Annotated in this window: 17 protein-coding genes and 1 pseudogene; 4 read left to right on the forward strand and 14 right to left on the reverse strand. The window is 41.2% G+C overall.

Going from position 1 to position 20,198, the window contains the following annotated elements:
* Positions 1 to 49 precede the first annotated feature (49 nt).
* Positions 50 to 889: a hypothetical protein gene (locus tag HU147_RS15260; RefSeq protein WP_224077029.1), complete on the reverse strand. Its 840-nt coding sequence runs from the start codon at positions 887 to 889 to the stop codon at positions 50 to 52.
* A gap of 414 nt (positions 890 to 1,303) precedes the next feature.
* Here HU147_RS15260 and HU147_RS15265 point away from each other — a divergent pair, with 414 nt between their 5' ends.
* The 3 genes from HU147_RS15265 (at position 1,304) to HU147_RS15275 (ending at position 3,411) form a co-directional block, all read left to right on the forward strand.
* Positions 1,304 to 1,564: a hypothetical protein gene (locus HU147_RS15265; protein WP_224077030.1), complete on the forward strand. Its 261-nt coding sequence runs from the start codon at positions 1,304 to 1,306 to the stop codon at positions 1,562 to 1,564.
* Between the two features lie 186 nt (positions 1,565 to 1,750).
* Complete coding sequence (locus HU147_RS15270) at positions 1,751 to 2,236, forward strand: DUF4181 domain-containing protein (protein WP_224077031.1); 486 nt, start codon at positions 1,751 to 1,753, stop codon at positions 2,234 to 2,236.
* 176 nt (positions 2,237 to 2,412) lie between these two features.
* Positions 2,413 to 3,411, forward strand: coding sequence for a TRM11 family SAM-dependent methyltransferase (locus HU147_RS15275; protein ID WP_224077032.1), 999 nt, complete (start codon positions 2,413 to 2,415; stop codon positions 3,409 to 3,411).
* Between the two features lie 108 nt (positions 3,412 to 3,519).
* On the opposite strand, the gene HU147_RS15280 is transcribed toward HU147_RS15275, so the two are convergent.
* The 3 genes from HU147_RS15280 to HU147_RS15290 form a co-directional block, all read right to left on the reverse strand.
* Complete coding sequence (locus tag HU147_RS15280) at positions 3,520 to 3,990, reverse strand: FixH family protein (RefSeq protein ID WP_224077033.1); 471 nt, start codon at positions 3,988 to 3,990, stop codon at positions 3,520 to 3,522.
* A 21-nt stretch (positions 3,991 to 4,011) separates the two neighbouring features.
* Positions 4,012 to 5,391: a PepSY-associated TM helix domain-containing protein gene (locus HU147_RS15285; RefSeq protein ID WP_224077034.1), complete on the reverse strand. Its 1,380-nt coding sequence runs from the start codon at positions 5,389 to 5,391 to the stop codon at positions 4,012 to 4,014.
* A 245-nt stretch (positions 5,392 to 5,636) separates the two neighbouring features.
* Complete coding sequence (locus tag HU147_RS15290; RefSeq protein ID WP_224077035.1) at positions 5,637 to 6,944, reverse strand: MATE family efflux transporter; 1,308 nt, start codon at positions 6,942 to 6,944, stop codon at positions 5,637 to 5,639.
* Between the two features lie 268 nt (positions 6,945 to 7,212).
* Between HU147_RS15290 and HU147_RS19605 the strand changes: the two are divergent.
* Positions 7,213 to 7,386 (forward strand): annotated as a pseudogene (locus tag HU147_RS19605) (Lrp/AsnC ligand binding domain-containing protein); the annotation flags it as partial.
* A 155-nt stretch (positions 7,387 to 7,541) separates the two neighbouring features.
* Here HU147_RS19605 and HU147_RS15300 read toward each other — a convergent pair.
* From HU147_RS15300 to HU147_RS15340, 10 genes are all read right to left on the reverse strand, one after another.
* On the reverse strand, positions 7,542 to 8,648 hold the full coding sequence (locus HU147_RS15300) for an MBL fold metallo-hydrolase (RefSeq protein WP_224077036.1): 1,107 nt from the start codon (positions 8,646 to 8,648) through the stop codon (positions 7,542 to 7,544).
* Positions 8,649 to 8,913: 265 nt separating this feature from the next.
* Entirely contained in the window at positions 8,914 to 9,258 is a 345-nt protein-coding gene (locus HU147_RS15305) for a hypothetical protein (RefSeq protein ID WP_176294998.1), read from the reverse strand.
* 533 nt (positions 9,259 to 9,791) lie between these two features.
* Positions 9,792 to 10,955 carry a mandelate racemase/muconate lactonizing enzyme family protein gene (locus HU147_RS15310; RefSeq protein ID WP_053167348.1) on the reverse strand — a complete coding sequence of 388 codons (1,164 nt, stop codon included), beginning with the start codon at positions 10,953 to 10,955 and terminating at the stop codon, positions 9,792 to 9,794.
* A gap of 169 nt (positions 10,956 to 11,124) precedes the next feature.
* The gene (locus HU147_RS15315) at positions 11,125 to 11,808 is read right to left on the reverse strand and encodes a GntR family transcriptional regulator (protein WP_224077037.1); all 684 of its coding nucleotides are present in this window, start codon (positions 11,806 to 11,808) and stop codon (positions 11,125 to 11,127) included.
* Positions 11,809 to 13,100: 1,292 nt separating this feature from the next.
* Positions 13,101 to 13,235: a hypothetical protein gene (locus HU147_RS19435; protein WP_263427882.1), complete on the reverse strand. Its 135-nt coding sequence runs from the start codon at positions 13,233 to 13,235 to the stop codon at positions 13,101 to 13,103.
* A gap of 112 nt (positions 13,236 to 13,347) precedes the next feature.
* Positions 13,348 to 14,685 (reverse strand): PQQ-dependent sugar dehydrogenase, encoded by a 1,338-nt coding sequence (locus HU147_RS15320; RefSeq protein ID WP_176294999.1) that lies wholly within the window; start codon positions 14,683 to 14,685, stop codon positions 13,348 to 13,350.
* Between the two features lie 1,118 nt (positions 14,686 to 15,803).
* Positions 15,804 to 17,423 (reverse strand): glycoside hydrolase family 13 protein, encoded by a 1,620-nt coding sequence (locus HU147_RS15325; protein ID WP_224077038.1) that lies wholly within the window; start codon positions 17,421 to 17,423, stop codon positions 15,804 to 15,806.
* A 13-nt stretch (positions 17,424 to 17,436) separates the two neighbouring features.
* Positions 17,437 to 18,456 (reverse strand): LacI family DNA-binding transcriptional regulator, encoded by a 1,020-nt coding sequence (locus tag HU147_RS15330; RefSeq protein ID WP_224077039.1) that lies wholly within the window; start codon positions 18,454 to 18,456, stop codon positions 17,437 to 17,439.
* A gap of 12 nt (positions 18,457 to 18,468) precedes the next feature.
* On the reverse strand, positions 18,469 to 19,284 hold the full coding sequence (locus HU147_RS15335; RefSeq protein ID WP_224077040.1) for a carbohydrate ABC transporter permease: 816 nt from the start codon (positions 19,282 to 19,284) through the stop codon (positions 18,469 to 18,471).
* Complete coding sequence (locus HU147_RS15340; protein WP_224077041.1) at positions 19,284 to 20,144, reverse strand: carbohydrate ABC transporter permease; 861 nt, start codon at positions 20,142 to 20,144, stop codon at positions 19,284 to 19,286. The genes HU147_RS15335 and HU147_RS15340 overlap by 1 nt, the downstream gene beginning before the upstream one ends.
* Between the last annotated feature and the right edge of the window lie 54 nt (positions 20,145 to 20,198).

Here is a 20,198-nt window from a genome sequence, read left to right on the forward strand (position 1 = left end):
TCGCCTCATAAAAATTCTCTGCCAAGTCGCTTATCTGTACTTAGTAAATTTAAAAAACCATCGCCAATATCTTTTTAAATTGTTCTTCGTTTGCTTCTACTCCGACTTTTCGGCATAAAATAAGATTCAATCTTAGAATTTCGGGCACCATGCTCGTTAATATTCTCATAATTTCACCAGCTTCTTTCCCGCATTGCCACTGTTTTAACATAGAGTGTTGTCCTTTAGTCAATAGACTTCTTTTCCCCTCGACTTTTGACCAACTGCCTGGAGATGCATCAAAATGCTGATCCATTTCCATAAACCAGCCAGAAACAATCAACCAGCGAATTCTATCTAGATTAGCTTCGGCATAGTATACTTCTTCTCTCATGACGGCTCGATAAGTTTCATGAACGAAAGCAAGGAGTTTTCCTTTCCAAAGTTCCACATCTTTCGAAAGCAGCTCATAAGAAATAGCAGATGATGACTTAACGACCGGATTTATTAAATCGTTCGGATCATAAAGCACTATTGCCCCTTTTAACCAGATTGAAGGTTGAATTTCTTCAAGGGCATGATACCAGCTATCAACTTTGACGAAACAATCGTAATGAGTAACTACTGCTGGACTTAATGGATGAGCATCCTCATAGAATAGCACTTCTCCCCACATTTTTGCCCTTTTACGCTTATTTTCAATAAATCCGCTTCTTTTTTCAGCTTGAACAATCGTATGCAAATCAATGTCCGAGTAATTGTCGTCATTTTGTTTTGCTAATGATCCACTCAGATAAATAGCAAGAACATCTGCATCTGCTGCTAAATCCTCCAAAGCATTGTGTAAAAGCACTTCCCGTTGTACTGGTAAAGATGCATCTCTTTCCATATGTCCAGTTGTATAGCTCATATATATCAATCCAATTCTTTTGAATTTTACAGACTTTCAATATCATACATTCGTCTTGAAAGAATCGAATTCCTCTTTAGCTGTTGGGCAAAAATCTTGTTAACGTTTATTCAGGCAAGATTATAGAACTCTATGAAACTATGTATTTTATACAAAAAGGAAACCTTCCTAAAACAAAATTTCATAAACTTTCCGACTTGCTTTCGAACCTAATTAGTATTTTGTAAGATTTTATTTTCTGCATTAAGTTCATGTATTACACATGATTTGTAAAAAAGTCTTCACTTAGAAATACTTCGTTTTTCTCGAAATCCAAATGCTATAATAAAGTACTTATTAACAGTACTTGAAGCAGATACAGCAGACAAAATCAAACTGATTTTTCATTTTACATCCGTCAGAAGGAGGTTGAATATGAAACTATTTTTCAAATTTTCGTTTTGGCTGCCTTTCTTTAGTTTTATGCTGATTTTGTTTGAGTTGTTTGTGCAGCCGGCAAAGCCTCTTGTTTGGATGGGATTAGATCCTGTATTCAGTTTTATTCGTTCACTATTGCCGCATATTATGGATACACTCCCCTTTCTTCTGCTTCTCCATTTTCTTTTAGCACTACTTTATGGCTTTGCCTTAGATGCATTAATAAAAAAAATTAACGAAGCGCAAGGAAACGAATAAAATATTATTGCTCCTAGAAAATCAAAAAAATTTAGGCCCCCGCAAACACTTTTAATCTCTCTTAACTTACAAACAGCAGAACTCATATTCATAATGTATCTCCATGCATTTACACCAACTGCTGGATATTATTTATCTTGACCATTAAATAATCCTGATAAAGCCTCTTAAAAAAACGAAACTTTATTGGAAATTAATTGGTATAGTAATAGAACAAACAAAACAAAGAAAGGAGAAGATTTCATGTATGCAGTTGAACCTTCTTTTTGGCTAAGGTTAATTCTCGTGCTCACTGTTTTTATCGGACTGACCACGTTATTTAATGCCATCATACGAAGATGGTTAAAAGTTGAGAAGCCAAAAGCTTTTTCCCATAACCATGTAAATGACCGACATAAAAAAATTGATTGGACTCTAAGGATTTTCTTCATTGTCTTGATGGTAATCGGAGCTTTTGTTAATGCGGGAAGAATCGGCCAGGAACCCTATTTGTTCCTGCAGCCCTGGGTTTTGCTATTTGTGTTGGTGTTCACTTCTGAAATCATAAGAGCCGTCATGGAACGAAAATATGCGGAAAATCCAAATGCCTATCTCTCTACAATCTACCAATCCGCTTTCATCTTAGTTTTGCTTATTGTATTATTCTCCACTGATTTTTTCGGAATTCTGTGACAAGAAGGATCACTTGTAAACTAATAATGGCGCTTTTTAATACATAGAAACACTACTCAATTGAATACGTTTTCGAATCCGTGTCTTTTTCGATGTTCTTATGCCTTCTTTTTCTGCCGTTGTTGGTATACTTGTTTCATGCAGCCTGAAAACGGCGCAAAGAAGGACGGGATGATTTGAAAAAACTAACACCAACAGGTGAATTCCTTTATACATACGCCTATCATCAAGACGAGAAAGACCTATGCTTCTTGGAAATGCGCTCATTTTTTGGAGCGGATTCTGAAGAGAAAGTCGTTAAAAGCACGCGCGGTATAGACCCGAGCAGAAGCCCATTCATCAAAGAGCGCATCGAAGTGCTGTTTGATGGCGCAGAATTATCGGATATTCTGGAGCGGGCTGCCCAAGTGAATATGGGCAGTGCCACGTTTAAAGTGATTTTCCCGAAAATCAACGGGTTGACACTCGAAAATAACGTGGATTATGCGGAAAAACGTGATATTGAACGCCAAATCGGCTTTGTCATCACCGGAAAAGCAGACGTCCATAACCCGGATGTCGCATTCGGACTCATGCCGTTTGGCGGCCGCTGGTATTTCGGCACATACCTGCAAAGTGAGTCGGTCTGGTTCAAGCACCAGCAAAAACCGCGTGAATATTCTACGGCTTTGAGCACAAAAGTGGCGCGTGCGATCGCCAACATTGCCGTTCCGGAACCCGCGGGAGTCAAAGCAATCGATCCGTGCTGCGGCATTGGAACTGTGCTGGTCGAAGCTTTATCGATGGGAATCGATATTGTCGGCCGGGACATCAATCCGCTTGTCGTGGATGGTTCACGTGAAAACATTGCGCATTTCGGTTTGACGGGCAGTGTTGACTTAGGGCCGATTGCCGACATCCGCCAGCAATATGACGTCGCCATCATCGATATGCCTTATAACCTTTATACGCACGCCACACCAGACGAACAACAGGAAATCCTTAGCCATGCCTTGCCCTTCGCCGAAAAACTGCTTGTCGTGACCATTGAGTCCATCGATCACATGATAGAAGAAGCCGGATTCACGGTAACCGACCGCTGCATCGCGAAAAAAGGATTGTTTCTGCGGGAAATCTTGGTGTGTGAGCGAACTATTAAACCAGCCATCTTGGTTGAAGAATTAATAGAAGTTTAAAATCTTTCGCCTAATTGAAAAAAATAGGCTGCCGATAAAATATCGGCAGCCTCGAACTTCCGAAGTCTTAATAATGACTCCGGAAGTTTATTTTTTATAAAATTTAATTTAATGATGATGCCCAGATGAGCCTTGTTCTGGCTTGGATCCTTGCTTCAGACTTTCCAATTCGCTGTCCGAGAGCTCGCCGACGATGAATTGCTGCTGAGGGCTTACAACAGATCCCTTATTCCCGGCATGCACTTCGAAGTAGTAGAGGCCTTCGCTTTCAAATTCAAATTGCATTTGATATACGCCGTTCTCGGTATTTTCCGCTTCCTCCATTGGAAAGCGGATTGAACCATCCTGTTTCTGGACTTCGAAATGGACAAAGTCTGCGCTATCCACCGGCGCTCCATTTTGGCTTAATGAAACTTCAAGTACGACTTCTTCATTCACCGAAAGATCCTCCGGCACGTTCATTTTTACTTGAAGCGGGCTTTCTTGCTTGTACAGGCTAGCTGCATCGCTGTTAAGGGAACATGCGCCTAGAATAAGCATACATAGAAGCAACAATGCCAGCATTCCTGATTTTCTCATTGCGGTCTCCTCCTTTTTGCATTAAGCATTCAGCCATTTTTTTACAGAAGGAATGCGTTGGATTAAGAGCCAATCAATCAGCCAGACGGCGAGTAAGGACAGACCGACCAATGGGAATAAAATCCCCAATCCAATCATAAGGAACAGAAAAGCTTTCGTGTTGAAAAGGGCTGGTGCTGCTGGCGCCCCTATTCCGTTCTGGGGTTTACGTTTCCACCATAAATATATGCCGCTGATGGCTACAAAAACAACGCTTAAGCAGATGAACAAGCTGATCAATTGATTGGCAAGTCCGAATTGAGAACCTTTATGGAGCGTGATGCCCCATGCCACAATTTTCCCAATGACGCCATAGTTTTCGTAACGGTAATCTGCCAAGACAGCCCCTGAATACTGGTCAATATGGATGGTCGCTTCATCCTGCGCTTTTGGCGGGAAGACGGAAAGCGTATAAACACCTTCTGGTTCTTGTGGGATAAAGATGGAATAACTCGGATAAATGCCTTCTTGTTCCGCCACCTCCACTACTTTATCCAGTGAAAGCGGAATTTGGCCTTGTATAGCGGAAAGAGGCACATCCAAAGTTTCGGCAGCCCATGGCACTTCGGCAATATCCTGTGTCTGGATATTCGAAGTTGGTGCATCCCCAATCCAAACGGATGGCGGATAACCTTCCCCTGTATTCGTCGTGAGGGCTTGAAAATTGGCTCCCCACAAACCAGACCAAGGCAGCCCGGTCAGCACCAAGAACAACAGCCCTCCCGTTACCCAAAAAGCCGGAACGACATGGAGATCCCTCCTCAGGATTTTCTTGCCTTTTCGCAATCGAGGGATCAAGGTCCCGGCGATGCCGGTTTTCTTTTTGGGGAACCATAAAAAGAAGCCCGTCACCATCAGCACAATAGCCCAGCAGGCAGCCAGTTCAACAATTCGGTCCCCGAGTGTCCCGGCCATCAATTCCCCGTGGATTTCTTCAATCTTATCCATGATCCGGTCGTCATTGTTCAATTCCCCAATGGATTCTCCGGTATAGGGATCCATAAATACAGTGATGGACTCGCCGTTCGAACTGATGGTCACTTCGCTGGAGCGGGTTTCGCTTTCACCGGGCCGGTATTTCGTCACCACCGCATCCGGATACAGCCGTTTCACTTCATCAAGCTGTTCTGTAACGGCAGCTCTTTCATCCTGCGGACTAACTTGATAGTAATCTTTGTATAGTACTTCTTCAATTTCAGCTTTGAACAAATAAATAGAACCAGTTATGGCTAGCAGCACGAGAAGCGGCGCGAAAATAATGCCTGCATAAAAATGCCATCTCCACACGGTTTTATAGAATCTGCCATTCACTGATTTTTTTGGTGCTTTAGCAGCACTCGTTTTCTCTGTATTCTTTTCCATTTGTTGCTCCTCTTTTCCCGAGCCGCCTTGAAATTTTCCGGTTCTTGATAAGGATTCGAACTTCACTTACTTACATTTTCCATAAGAATTGTTGAAGTTGGTCGGCTGTGCTTCATCAGTACTAACGCAAAGAATTTGGATTTAGATTTCTCTTTTTAAGAAAAGCATTTAAATTTAAGTGCTCATGAAAGTTGTTGAAAGACGCTAATTCACCCGTTGCTCTTCTGATAGAAAACTCGCTGAATTTAATTCAAACCCGCGAAGCTGGTTTTCAGCTTCAGAACGTAGAATGATAAAAATATGGAACGGCCAGCGCTAAAAGCGATAAAAGCCAACCAAAGCCCGTGGTTATCTAATAATGGAACTGAAACAAAGTAAACTACCAAGAAGAAAAGAAAGGCAAAAATCATCGACTTTCGGACAGGTGCAGTTTCTGTAGCTCCTGTAAAAATCCCGTAAAAGATGATGCCGATACTTGTTGATATGGGAAACAATAATAGCCAATCGCTATAAGTCATTGCAATTGCAATGACTTCCTGATTGTTCGTGAAAAGCTGAATGATTCTTTCATGAAATAGTCCGTACAAGACCGTTAGAAAGATGGACGTGTAAACGGCCCACTGTGCTGAAATGGAAAGTGTCTTTCTATGCAGCGGGTAATCTTGTGATCCCACCGCTTTTCCGGAAAGAATGCTGGAAGCATTGGAAAAACCATCGAAAAAGTACGCCATCAAATAATGGATTTGAATCAGCACCGCATTCGCAGCAAGGGTTTCGGTGCCAAAAGAAGCACTTTTGTATGTAAAGATGTTGAATACAAGCAATAAACAGACTGTCCGGACAAATAAATCCTGATTGACCAACAACATTTTCTTTAATGCCGAAGTATCCAGAATATGAGCCATTGATAGGGATTGGAACGTAATTGATGTACTTTTAGCTATTACATATATTCCAATCACCAAGGCCAGGCTCTCAGCAATCAATGTTGCCGCAGCAACCCCCGGGACTCCCCAGGAAAACCCCTGCACGAAAAGGAGATCAAGGAATATGTTGACTAAATTCATCAACACCTGGATCATCACTGCTATTTTGATGCGGGACATGCCCATAAGCCACCCAAGAATAACGTAATTGACAAACGTCACCGGAACTCCCCATATGCGAATTGCAAAATAACTTGAAGCCAATGCCTCGACGTCAGATTCCGGGTTAAGTAATTTTAACGCTGCATACTCAATGGGGTTTTGTAAAAGCAGGAACATAAGCCCGATCAACAAAGCAATAAAAAAAGGCCTTATGAAAGAGAGTCTTTCCTGTAATTCATCCCTTGCTCCAAAAGCCTGGGCAGCAAAGCCCGAAGTGCTGATGCGCAAAAATCCGAATAACCAGTACATGGTATTGAAGATTACCGTACCGATGGCTACTCCCCCAATGTAAGCGGGATTGTCCAGTTGGCCTACGACAGCCGTGTCCACGGCTCCCAATAAAGGGGTCGTAACTGTCGAAAGCGTCAGCGGCAATGCTAATGCCAAATACGATTTGTGGTTCATAGAAATGCTCCTATTCGCTAATCTCTTTACACTCGAAATTTACTGTAACGAAAGACAACGAACATTTCAATCATAGAGAGAAATTAATTGCTTCGTATAAGGGTGACGGTTGCCAGAAAAAAGATCCTTGAACAGCCGCCTCAGCTAGTGTAAAGAAAGTAGAAGACAGCGGAACTATCGAGAGCTATTCAAAGTTACTCAAGCAAATATGGATTTTCGTGTGCAAGCCATCATCAGCATTTTCACCAGAAACACATAGAAGTAGTTCTATTTGTCTTTTCTTAAATCACAAGAAGCTTTTGTGCTCAATAATTACAAAATCAGTGGAGACAGCTGCTATTTGCTTGAGGGTAAATTTCCCACCAACGCAGAGTTGGACCAATTCCTAATCAAGCTGAATGAACACATAAACTATAAACTTTCTATTGTGATCAATAAATAAGCATTCGTTGAAATGCCATTGCACAATCGTCATTCTCCACTTAGTGATTCTAAAACCCATACATTGGCTATAAGCAAAAAAACGGAGAGGGATGCTCTATAGCTAGCATTCCTCTCCGTTTTCTATTTAGTATTGCGGTATCTTAAATTCTTTTATCACTTGACTGTTGCACTCTCCCACCATGTGGAAAAAGGAGAAGACAGGTTTCCATCCAGTGGGACAGTTTCACCCATAGGCGAAGAAGTGAGGGTTACTCCTCTTTCTTCGGCTGCTGCCGCTGCCCGTTCGATCGGCTCTGTCCATCCGTGTCGCGCTAGCGTAAACGCTCCCCAGTGAGTCAACACCATTTTCTTTCCTTGTACATCGATGCTGGCCTGGACGGATTCTTCCGGCTGCATATGGGATTCGGGCCAGCGCGTATCGTATTGGCTCCCCTCTATTAAAGCAATATCAAAAGGTCCGTACGTATCGCCAATTTCCTTAAAATGCGCATCATACCCTCCATCTCCACTGACATAGAAACGGGTTTGTTCTCCGAGAATGACCCATCCGCCCCAAAGCGTCGAATTCTGGTTTAAAAGGCTTCTACCGGAAAAATGCTTGGCGGGCGTTAATGCTACAGTCAACTCTTGGAACTCCGCTTCCTCCCACCAATTCAATTCTGTAATTTTCTCTTTTGCAATGCCCCATTCGATCAAATGGCTGCTGACCCCGTACGGAACAAAGAAATGCGCAACTTTGCTCTCCAGTTGGGTTATGGACTGATAATCCAGATGGTCATAATGGTCATGCGTGATAAAGACCGCATCAATAGGAGGCAGCTTTTCTACAATCCCCAGCAAATCCTCACTGTATCGTTTCGGTCCGATAAAAGAAACCGGGGATGCAGTAGGGCCCAGCATCGGATCCACCAAAATTTTCTTCTTGTCGATGTTTAAGATAAAAGCAGAATGGCCAAGCCAAGTTAAACTGTCTTCATCCGAGTTGATTGCGTTCCAATCAATTTCCGAAACCGGCAAGCGAACGGACGGGCTGGTTTCTTCTCGCGAGGACATTGAAGTAGCAAGTGTCGCAGGAACTTCAATACTGCCGGCTGGTATTTCAGACGGCAGATTGACAAATTTTCCATCCTTGTAATTATCAAATGCCTCATATGATTCTTTTTGCTCTTTGCTTGGATTACCGCCAAAAGTCGGCGATAGATTGATAACCAGTAGAACAGCCATCACCAATACACTGATTATGACTAGCAGGTATATCATGATTTTCTTTAGTATCACTTTTCTAGTGGAGGCATCTTTTCTGTTCTTTTTCTTTGGTATATTGTTTTTAAGATTCGACATTTGATCCCTCGCCTTATGGGTAAAAAATTTCCGTAAAAAACACAGTGCTGCTGTTTCGATAGTGCTTTCCGATAATATATGGCCCAGCCTTTTTCAAGGAAATATGATTTTAGCTATACTTTAGACACACTATTCCTTGGAATATCTATTCTGCATCTGTTTTTCTGCTTTTCTGTCTTTCTCATTAATACACTCTAAGAATATCTAAGGTCCCTGTCATACTAATCAAGTCTATTTTATGGTTCCCTTTTGTGTAATAGACGGAAGCCCCTTCTCTTTCACCTTTTTTCCATCCATTCTTTTTAAGGGCAACTTCATATCCATAAGGTATGCCATATTCTTCCGATGCTCTCTTCCACTCATAGTTCTTCCCAACGCTGCTTTCTCCTACGAGCTCAGCATTTTGGGGAACTGGAAAGCCGAATAGTTCTTCATTTGATTCATAAAGGGATAAGGTTATGAAATAATATGCCACTCCGCTTAACAAAAACATAGTCAAAGCAAGTGTCCAGCCGATCTTTTTCTTCATTTTCTGCTCCTTCCTGAAATACCTTAAATTTCATCTGGTTTTGCCTGTATCTATCCTGCAGGCTCTTTTGAATTCGATGCAATGAACTATAATTCTATCGAAAGATTTTTCTTTGCTTTAAAATCATTTTTTTACAACGAATTTATTATTCCTATTATTTCCTGCCTCGCGTTTCAGAAACTTCGTTCAACATCTTTAATAAATTCCACGCCAGATATATATTACCAGTATTTAGTAAAAAACAAAATAATAATTATTAGATGGCTAGGATAAGCAGATTAAAAAGTTCTTTTAGCTTTTTATCAGCTTTAAAAGCGAATATGCGTCTTATTTGCCTCTTCTATACTATATATCCACGCAACTTTTCATAAGATGGTGATCAATCTATCCAATTCCGACATTAGTGTACAAAAAAAGATGACACAGCACCAATGGTTAAACCACTGTACTGATGTCATCATTTTTAGCAAAAGCTTGTTTCTTAAATAGTGCCGTAGCTAAATCTCATTAAAAAATCATTTCCGTGCCCTGTATTATTCAGCCACCGAGCGAAGCAATTTAATCAACGGGGCCTTTGTTTCAAATCCTATTCCTGGAACGTCCGGTAAACCCACATACCCGTTTTCAACCGGAATATCGTCGGCAAATCCACCGAATGGTTCAAAAATCCCCGGATACGACTCATTCCCGCCTAGCCCCAATCCCGCTGCAATATTCAGAGACAATTGATGCCCACCATGCGGAATGCAACGGCGAGAAGACCAGCCATGTTCTTTCAACATATCCAGTATTCTCATATACTCCACCAGTCCATAACTTAATGCACAGTCAAATTGCAGATAATCCCGGTCCGGCCGCATTCCCCCGTAGCGGATGAGGTTTCGGGCATCCTGCATGGAAAACAGATTTTCCCCTGTTGCCATCGGGTGTTTATAATGCTTGGAAAGCTCCGCTTGAAGTTCATAATCCAACGGATCTCCTACTTCCTCATACCAAAACAAGTTATAGGGCTCCAACTTTTCTGCATACTGAATCGCTGTCTCCAAATCAAACCGCCCGTTTACATCCACTGCCAGAGATTGGCCGGATGGCACCACTTCCAGGACGGCTTCGATTCTTCGAAGATCTTCTTCTAAACCGTTTCCGATTTTCATCTTCACAACGGAATACCCCAGATCCAGGTAGCCTCTCATTTCATCTTGAAGCATTTTATCGTCTTTTCCTGGCTGATAGTAGCCGCCTGCTGCATAAACAAATACTTTATCATCCGGCTTTCCATCCCCGTAACGGTCGGCGAGCAGTTGATAAAGCGGCTTCTCTTCTATTTTGGCAACGGCGTCCCAAATTGCCATATCAAGCGTTCCGACCGCAACCGACCGTTCCCCGTGGCCGCCTGGCTTTTCGCCTGTCATTAAAATATCCCAAATCTTATGAGGATCAAAATTAGATCCCTCATCATTTAAAATATCATTTGTTTCCGCTTCCAACAGACGAGGGATAAACCGTTCGTGAAGCAGTCCGCTTGGCGCATACCGGCCATTTGAGTTAAAACCGTATCCTACCACTCGTCTCCCATTCTTAAACACATCCGTGACGATTGCTACGACCGAAACATTCATTTTTGAAAAATCAATATATGCATTGCTGATACTCGATTTAATAGGTACGGCTTTTTCTTTGATATCAATAATCTTCATCTTGAAACCTCCCATTTGAATTCGTAATCTAGTTTAAGAATAATTAATAAATTTATTAATGTCAATATAAAGCGCTTATTTACTTTAAATTAGTTAAAAAAGTTCAATAATAAATTTTTTAATTTGAATGCATATAAAAAAGACGCTTCTTGTTAAGAAACGTCTTCCATTATTCGTTTTTCTTATTCCTTGGTTTGTTTTCGATAATTCTCAAAATTTCCTGCCCGCCGCGATGCCTGTGGGAATGCATCAAGAGTTGAGCCGCTTTGCTGTCTTGAGCCCGCATGGCAGCCACAATTGCCCGATGTTCCTTAATGGACCGGACAGGAAGCTCTCGCTCATTAATGGTAGACAATCTTGCCCGGTACAACTGATCCGAATGGCTGTCCATTATATTTTTCAGCCGTTCATTCCGTGAGGACTCAACGATCAGATTATGAAATTGATTGTCTATATCTAAATAAGCCTTTAAATTATTTTCTTTCAGATACTTTTCCTGATTCGCAATGAGAGAATCCAGAATTTCGAGTTGCTCTTCGCTGATATGCAATGTCGCTAACTCGGCAGCCACTCCCTCCAGTGCTTCAGCGATTTGGCACAGTTGCTCAATATTTTCTTTGACGATTGGTTCGACGGTAAACCCTTTGCGGGGGATCAATCGAATCCAGCGATCCATCTCCAATCGAATCAACGCTTCGCGAACAGGCGTCCGGCTCATCTCCAGCATTTCGATAATTTCACGTTCCAAAAAAGCCTCATTAGGCTGAAGCTGTAAGTTCCGGATCGCTTTTTGAATAACTATATAAGCCTGCTGCGGCAAACGGTCTTCATTTGTTTCTTCTTTGTATCGCAATAAGGTCTTCTTTAGATCAGAATTATCGCTGCTTCTTCTCTCTTTTTCCTTCATGAGATTCACCAAATTTCAATTTAATAAAAGAGCTGATATTGAATAAATTATATCAGATTTCCACCTGCATAAGCATGGTTTCAAAGGTAACTTCTGTATTAGCATATAACTCTTTATGAAAATTATCTGTCTTAAAATCATTAAAAGCACCGAATAGTTAGCTATCTATTAGTTTTCACATAACTAACCTGATCAAAGTTGAAGACATAGCTGCGATCAAGGCTCAGATCAGCACAGCGACAATGCCAATTACGATAGGCATTTGCTCTATTATTCAATTTTATTCCAGTCCTTTAATATCGTAATTCTCCAATTATAAGCCTGTTTCTGGAATCGCCCTATAATCAGCGATTGTTAAGCTGTAATTATTATAGCTAATAACAGTGCAAATGATTTCAGCATTGGATTTACAAGCTTTTATTCTTTCGACAACTCTTATTAGGTAACCCAGATTCTTTTGAAATGCAAGTTTCAAAATCTTATGATACGGCTATTTGAATCTATCATTTTTTCTTATAAAATCAGTTTTAAGGGATTTTCTAGTAGCGTATGGTATCGGAAGTTTAAATGTAACTTAAATAGCCTTAAATTACATTCAGAATTATTAAAAAATATTCTTCAATTCAGTTATACTAAAGACAATTATTATCTTTTTAAAAAAGATATTCTTCCTAAGCTAGTCCCACTTTAGGATTCAGAACTAGTAATTTTTGAGATAACTACTCTTTGTATAAGAAAAGGGGAGAGTTGGTATGTCGAGACTAGATAATTCCCGATGGAAAATGAGTATGGCTGGCTTTACTGCGTTTGTTTTAGCTACTATTTTCTTCTTAATAACGGGGCCTAATATACCTGGAATACTTGGGTTTTTAATATCCGCAATAGTATTGTTCATTCTAAATGCTATTTATGTTTTATATACAAACAAGAAGTCAGGGAACACAAAAAAATCAAATATAGACTAACTGTTAGACATTTATTTTTATCTAAATTTTGAATGTAACTTAACTGCACAAAAAGTTACATTCAAATCCTAGTCTTTGCCCTAAAACTTCTACTTGGATTTTGCCGCGGCTTTTTTCAATTCATCCAGATCGCTCTGCAACTCACTGATTTTCTGATTCTACCCTATCAGCAATTCGACAATCTGATTTAGCGATTGTGGAGCAACCACCAAATCCACAATTTCAAAAAAATTTTGAACACTTCATTGGTTTCCTGCATGATAGACACTTTTCTTATTTCATCATTTCGCTGTCATCAGCGCTGTGCGTCCACCGAGTCATTTCAATCATACTCCCTTTATATTTCCAATCTGCACAGGCAGCAAAAAGAAGCAGGCAATCGTGGATTTCCATGATTGCCTGCTTCATTCATATCGTCAAGCGCCTTAAGTCGATGAAATCGGCATAAGCCTGGATGCTTTTAGCGAATAAGAAATCATTCAACATTCTTGTCTTCTTCTGCACCTTCAACACCGCCGCCTTAATTTGCTGCAGTAATCTTATAAATCTTACCGCCATCAGTGGCTGCAATAAGCGCGCCATCCTCCGTTACAAGAATATCACGGAAACGTTCGCCTTCATCAGTCAATAGGCGTTCTTCTCCAACGATGGTGTCGCCTTCAATAATGACACGTGCAATATAGCTCGACACCAAACCACCGATGAACAAGTTGTTCTCCCATTCAGGAATTGCGTTGTTATCATAGAATGAACTACCACTTGGCGCACTTGTCGGATCCCAATAATATCTTGGTTCAATAAAACCTTGCGCCTCGTGTTCTGAAATGCCCTCATTGATTAATTCACCAGAGTACTCGAGACCATAAGAAACAATCGGCCATCCATAGTTATTGCCTGGTTCAATAATATTCAGTTCATCCCCAGCTTGTGGACCGAATTCAACAATCCATAAGTCTCCTGTTTCAGGGTGGAAGTCTATACCTTGAATATTACGGTGGCCGTAGCTGTAAATGCCATCCAGTGCTTCTTCATCTTCAACAAATGGATTCGTCTCTACCGGTTTCCCGTCTTGTGTAATGTGAATTACTTTGCCTAAATAAGCATCCAAGTCTTGTGCACGTTCACGAATTGGATCATCTGAGCGCTCACCAGTTGTTAAGAACAGGTTGCCGTCATCATCAAAGATAATACGTCCCCCATAGTGCAAGGTACCCTTATATGCTGGCAATGCTTGGAAGATCACTTCAAATTCTTCAAGTGAGGCTTCATCTTCTGATAAAACACCTTTACCGACAGCAGTGACAGTCCCCCCTTCAACATCTTGGGAAAACGTCAGAAATACCAATCTTGATTCATCAAAATCAGGAGCAATCGTGACATCAAGCAACCCACCTTGATCTTCGCTATTCACTTTGGGTGTACCTGCGATTGGGTCGGAAACAGAGCCATCTTCAAGGTTCACAATAAGAAGTTCTGCTGAATCCCTTTGCGTAACAAGCAAGCGGTTTGGTTCAAACTCTGCCATACCCCAAGAAACGCCAAGCCCCTCAACAACAACTTCCACATCAAGTTCTGTTTCAGTCTTTACTGCAGGTGCTCTTGTTTGTTCTGGAAATGCCGGTTCAAACTCCGTAACTTTCGGTTCGGTCTCTGCTGCTTCTCCCTCTGCACTTTCCTCAACGCCCTCTTCAGTACCTTCCGCTGTGTCAGGGCTCTCGTCAGCACTTTCTTCTGTTGCAGCATCCGGGTCATCCGTTGATTCTTCGTTTGAAGTATCATCATTGCCACATGCTGCCAAAACCAACACAAAAATCAGCATTGTAAAGAACATTAATCTTGACCACAAAGCTTTCGTCATCGTTTTCCTCCCCTTTTCTAAAATATTCAACATACTATACTAAAGTTCATTCCCCTGAAACCCAGTATCAAAAATGGTTAAGACTTTCATATATAACTAAAAATATGAAACTCCTTTGAAAATAACGTTATCATAATTACGTGAAAATAAAAAATAATCTTACTATTTTCATGATAATTGGAAATTATACTTTTAATGATTGGAATACCGGCATCGAGAATTATGAGCCGCTTTTAGATATGGCAGTGATGTATGCTTTCTTAGAAGAGATGAATAACTCAAAACCTCTACCCCATTAACTAAACTCCGACCCGATCGGAGACTCCCAGAATAATGAGGAATACAAAGAGCTAGCTGTTCACTTGGATGAAAGTTCAAGGATTCGCCTAACGCTACTCAAGATTTATTACGGGTTTATAAGTGTATATTTTGAAATGATTCAAAATGTGTTTGCCGCAATATGGTGCTTACTTCAGTAACAGCACTATGGAATACACGAATGCATTTCCACACTAAGCGGTCATATATATACTTTTTAGGAAACAATAACAAAGAGAGAGAAGAATGCTGTATTCAGCTTTTTCTCTCCCTTTGTATATGCGGCTACCGTTAATCCCTCATATGTAAACTCCCATATATAATTTTGAAAGAGTAGGATAATTCCTCTAAAATTATCTATTATGCGACAAGAAAGCCTGTTTGATATACAAGTTTTATATGACTTGGAACCTCTCCACCGGTTCAACTCGATTTTATCGGGGATCGATATTCATCCGATCTCTGGTGTGGTCACGAAAAAGGCCCAGTTCGGGCCCCCGTAAACCTTCAATTATGCGGCGATGATCTATTCATTGATCATTCGTATTAACGTCGGCAGCTGTTGTGCGCCAACTTTCATTTTTCAGAAATGGACAATTCTGCATGAAGACTGCGGTTCTTGTGGAATCAGTGACTGAGTACAGCGAAGGAGCAACGCTGGATGAAAAAGGTGCAACCCACTGAGACCATCCCCCGGAAAGCTTCCTTTAGCATGGACATCACCTCTTTCTTTTGGATACAAAAAGAGATTGTACCCAAAAGTCATTTTTCATGACCTTTTGGAACAACCCCTTTTTTGTTCAATCCATGATTTGATAAACTCTTGCTTCGTAAGGACGGATTTCTACCGGGTCAATTGACTCGTAATTCGACAGCAGCAGTTCATAATTTCCGGGTTCATTCCAGCGGCATCGCTGCGAACCAAGATTTGAGATGATTATTACTTTCGTATTTTCATCTTCTCGTATGTAGGCATAAATACTTTCAAAATCGAGTTCAACTAATTCATATTTACCGTAAATAAGAACTTCCATTTTTTTACGCAGCGCAATCATCTGTTTGTAAAAAGACAGCACGGAGTGTGGATCTTGTTTTTGCGCCTCAACGTTCAGCCATCCATAATTAGGATTCATATAAATCCATGGCTGACTTTCAGAGAACCCGGCATTCGGACCGTCATCCCATTGCATAGGAGTTCGTGAATGGTCCCGGCTTGTCGCTTTGATTAAGGTCATAACCGTGTCATGCTCCATACCTTCTGCGAGATTATAGAAATAAAGGTTATGTGTATGAACATCATCGAATTGTTCGATTTTCTCAAACGGCGCATTTGTCATACCAATTTCCTGCCCTTGATAGATAAACGGAGTGCCTTGCATTAAGAAATACATGCATGCCATTGAAGTTGCGCTTTCACGCCAATAAATACTGTCATTGCCCCAGGTGGAAACCGCACGGGGTTTATCGTGATTTTCAATAAATAAAGCGTTCCAACCAATTCCCTCGACACCTTTTTGCCAGCGTGTCAAAATTCTTTTCAGTTCCGGCACATTGACTCCTTTTCTTATCTTATCATCCCAAAGACCAAGGTCTTCAAATTGGAAAACCATATTGAATTTACCGTTCTCTTCACTGACCCATTCTTCGATATCTTCAGCCAATACGCCGTTCGCTTCACCAACCGTCATAATATCGTATTTGGCGAAGGTCTCATCACGCAATTCCGCGAGAAGCGGCTGAATCCCGTCAACATTCATCATTTTCTCCCAAGCTGGCAGATAGGGCTTTCCTTCTTCCAAAGGCAGATCAGTGAAGTCTTTTTTGATATGGCTAATAGCGTCCACACGAAATCCATCGACACCTTTATCGAGCCACCAATTGACCATACTGTATAAAGCCTTTCGGACCTCCGGATTTTCCCAGTTCAGATCCGGCTGTTTTTTCGAAAAGATATGCAAATAATATTGATCAGTCTTTACATCGTATTCCCATGCCGGCCCACCAAATATACTTTCCCAATTTGTCGGTTTATCCCGCCAGACATACCAGTCGCGTTTCGGATTATCGAGTGATGACCTGGATTCGACAAACCAAGGGTGCTCATCACTCGTATGATTGATGACCAAATCGATGATTAATTTCATGCCGCGAGCGTGGACTTCATCCAGTAGACGGTTAAAATCTTCCATGGTTCCGAGCTCATCCATGATGTCCTGGTAATCACTGATATCATATCCATTATCGTCATTCGGTGATTTGTACATTGGGCAGATCCAGATAACGTCGATCCCTAATTCCTTCAAATAATCAAGTTTGGCCGTTAAACCGTTTATGTCTCCAATTCCATCGCCATTCGAATCCATAAAGCTTCTTAGATAAACCTGATAAGCAACTGCTTCTTTCCACCATTTTTTATTCATAATCATTTCCCTTTCAAAGACTCCGGCATGAACCACGTTCAATCAGCCTTGCAGGAACCGTGATTTCTCTAATCGGTGCCTCCTTGTCTTTAATTTTTTCGAGTACTAATTCAGCTGCATGAAGACCTAGCTCATAAATAGAAATATCAACCGTACTTAACGGCGGTTTCAGATGTGCCGACAGCGAGTGATTATTGAAACTCAATACAGAAACATCGCCGGGAACATCGATTTTCATATCCTGCAAATAACTAATCAGTTCATAGGCAATCAGATCGTCATATGTGACGATTGCTGTAGGAGGCTTGTCCAGCTGCATCAGTCGTCTAACTGACTTCCCTTCCACCCCTGCATTAATCGACTGATTGACGATTAAATCCAGATCATAACCAATAGCAGCTTTCTCAAGTGCTTTTTTATACCCTTTCAACCGGTCCATTGAAGCCACATATTTCAATTCGCCACCTATATATGCGATACGCTGATGACCGAGGCTGACCAAGTAATTGACAACTTCTTCGACAATACCGACATTATCATTATCAACATATGATATCAATCCAGTATGTACATCCGGACGGCCGACGACTGAGAATGGAATATTGCTATTGTATAAATATTCCATGATTTTGTCGCCACTTCTGGAATATAAAAGTATAATACCGTCAACCCTTTTTCCCTGGGTCATTGAAATAACTTCTTCATGGATCTCTTCGGTAGTGGCACCCGTTGATAAATACAGACCAAACTGACTTTCATGAGCCCGGCTGGAAATTCCCCTAAGGACTTCCGGAAAGAACGGATTCTGAAAAGCCAGCATTGCTGACTCTGCCATGATGACACCGATTGTCTGGGATTTCTGAATAACCAGGTTACGTGCCTGGAAATTTGGATAATACCCCATATGCTTCATCGTTTCGCGTACTTTCTTTTTTGTGTCAGCACTGATTCGCGGGTTATCCGCTATAACACGAGACACAGTTGCCGGTGACACCGCCGCCGCTTTCGCCACATCTTTAATCGTGATGGCCATTGGAATCCCCCTTTACTTAATAGCACCATCCGATACACCTTTAAGAATCGCACGCTGTGCGAAGAAATAAAAGATGATGATCGGTATTATGGCTAGTGTCAGTCCAGCAAGTGCCAGATGCCATTGTTTTGTATATTCTCCAAAGAAGAAAAACATTTTCAATGGAATGGTTTCGCTTCCAGTTTGATTGATAACCAAAGAGGGCAGCAAGTAATCATTCCATATCCAGATGATGTTCAGGATTGCTACCGTTACGGTTATCGGTTTCAGCATAGGAAAAATAATATGCCAAAAAATCTGCCACCGATTTGCCCCATCAATGCGCGCTGCTTCATCCAATGATTTCGAAATATTATTTAAGGCGCCATGATAAAGGAAAATCGAAAGACTTGCTCCAAACCCGAGATACATAAAAATCAGGCCGCCCCGATTCAGCATCTCAAACTGGCCAAAAACCGTTACGAGCGGAATCATGACCGATTGAAAAGGAATCAGCATTGCCGCTACAAATACAAAGAACAGGATGGTGCTGATCCGACTTTTCGCTCGGGACAACGCATATGCCGCCATCGCAGAAAAGATGATGATCAACAGGACGCTTGTGACGGTGATTAGCAATGAATTGAATAGGGTCTGCAAAAAATCGAGTTCATGGAATGCGGTGATGTAATTATCAAAACTCCATTGCTCCGGAGGACTTGTCACATCCGTGAATATCTCTTTTTTTGTTTTGAACGAGTTGACGAACATTAGGTAAAAAGGCAATAGCCACAAAATGCCGAGAAGAATTCCGAGAATCTCCAATTTCCAATTCTTCTTTTTTCTCATTACATTTCAACCTCCCGGCGTTTATTCCAATAAACCTGAAACAATGCGACAATTGCAACTATTACAAAGAATATGATTGCTTTTGCCTGCGCATATGCAAATGTATTCTGCACGAATGCTGTATTGAAAATTTCCATGGCTACCATTTCTGTCGAATTATAGGGTCCGCCGCCTGTCAAAGACAAGTTTTGGTCGTATAGTTTGAATGTATTCGACAAGGTCAGAAACATGCTAACGGTAAATGCCGGTGCGACTAACGGAAAAACGATATAACGAAATCGCTGGAAAGATGATGCTCCATCAATTTCAGAAGCTTCCAGCAGTTCATTTGGCAAACCTTGTAAATAAGCTATGTAGATTACCATGATATAGCCCGCCATCTGCCAGCTCATTAAAATGACCAAACCCCAGAACCCGGTTTCTGTTGTGGACAGCCAAACCTGAAGGCTCTCTATGCCAACCATTTCTCCGACACTCGCAAATACTTTGATGAAGATGAATTGCCAGATAAAACCGAGGATTAAACCGCCAATCAAGTTTGGCATGAAAAATGTTGTCCGTAGAATATTGCTGGTTTTTATACGGGAAGTGACAATTAACGCAAGAGATAATCCGATAAAATTAATGAGGATGACGGAAACAATCGAGAACTTTGTGGTAAACCATAAAGAATCCAAGAATCGTTGATCTTTAAAAAGATCTATATAGTTCTGAAAACCGACAAAGTCGCCTGTAGAGATACCGTTCCAGCTAGTAAAGGAATAAAAGACACCGAGCAGCATCGGTACAATTACAACGAGTGTCAAAGCAATTAAAACCGGCGCAAGGAACAACCAATAAGCAAAATCTTTTGTACGCATAAGCTAAGCCCTTCCTTTCTGCATTAGAAGCATAAAGACAAAACAAAGCACCTC

Source organism: Planococcus chinensis, assembly GCF_020071995.1.
GTDB classification, from domain to species: Bacteria; Bacillota; Bacilli; order Bacillales_A; family Planococcaceae; genus Planococcus; species Planococcus chinensis_A.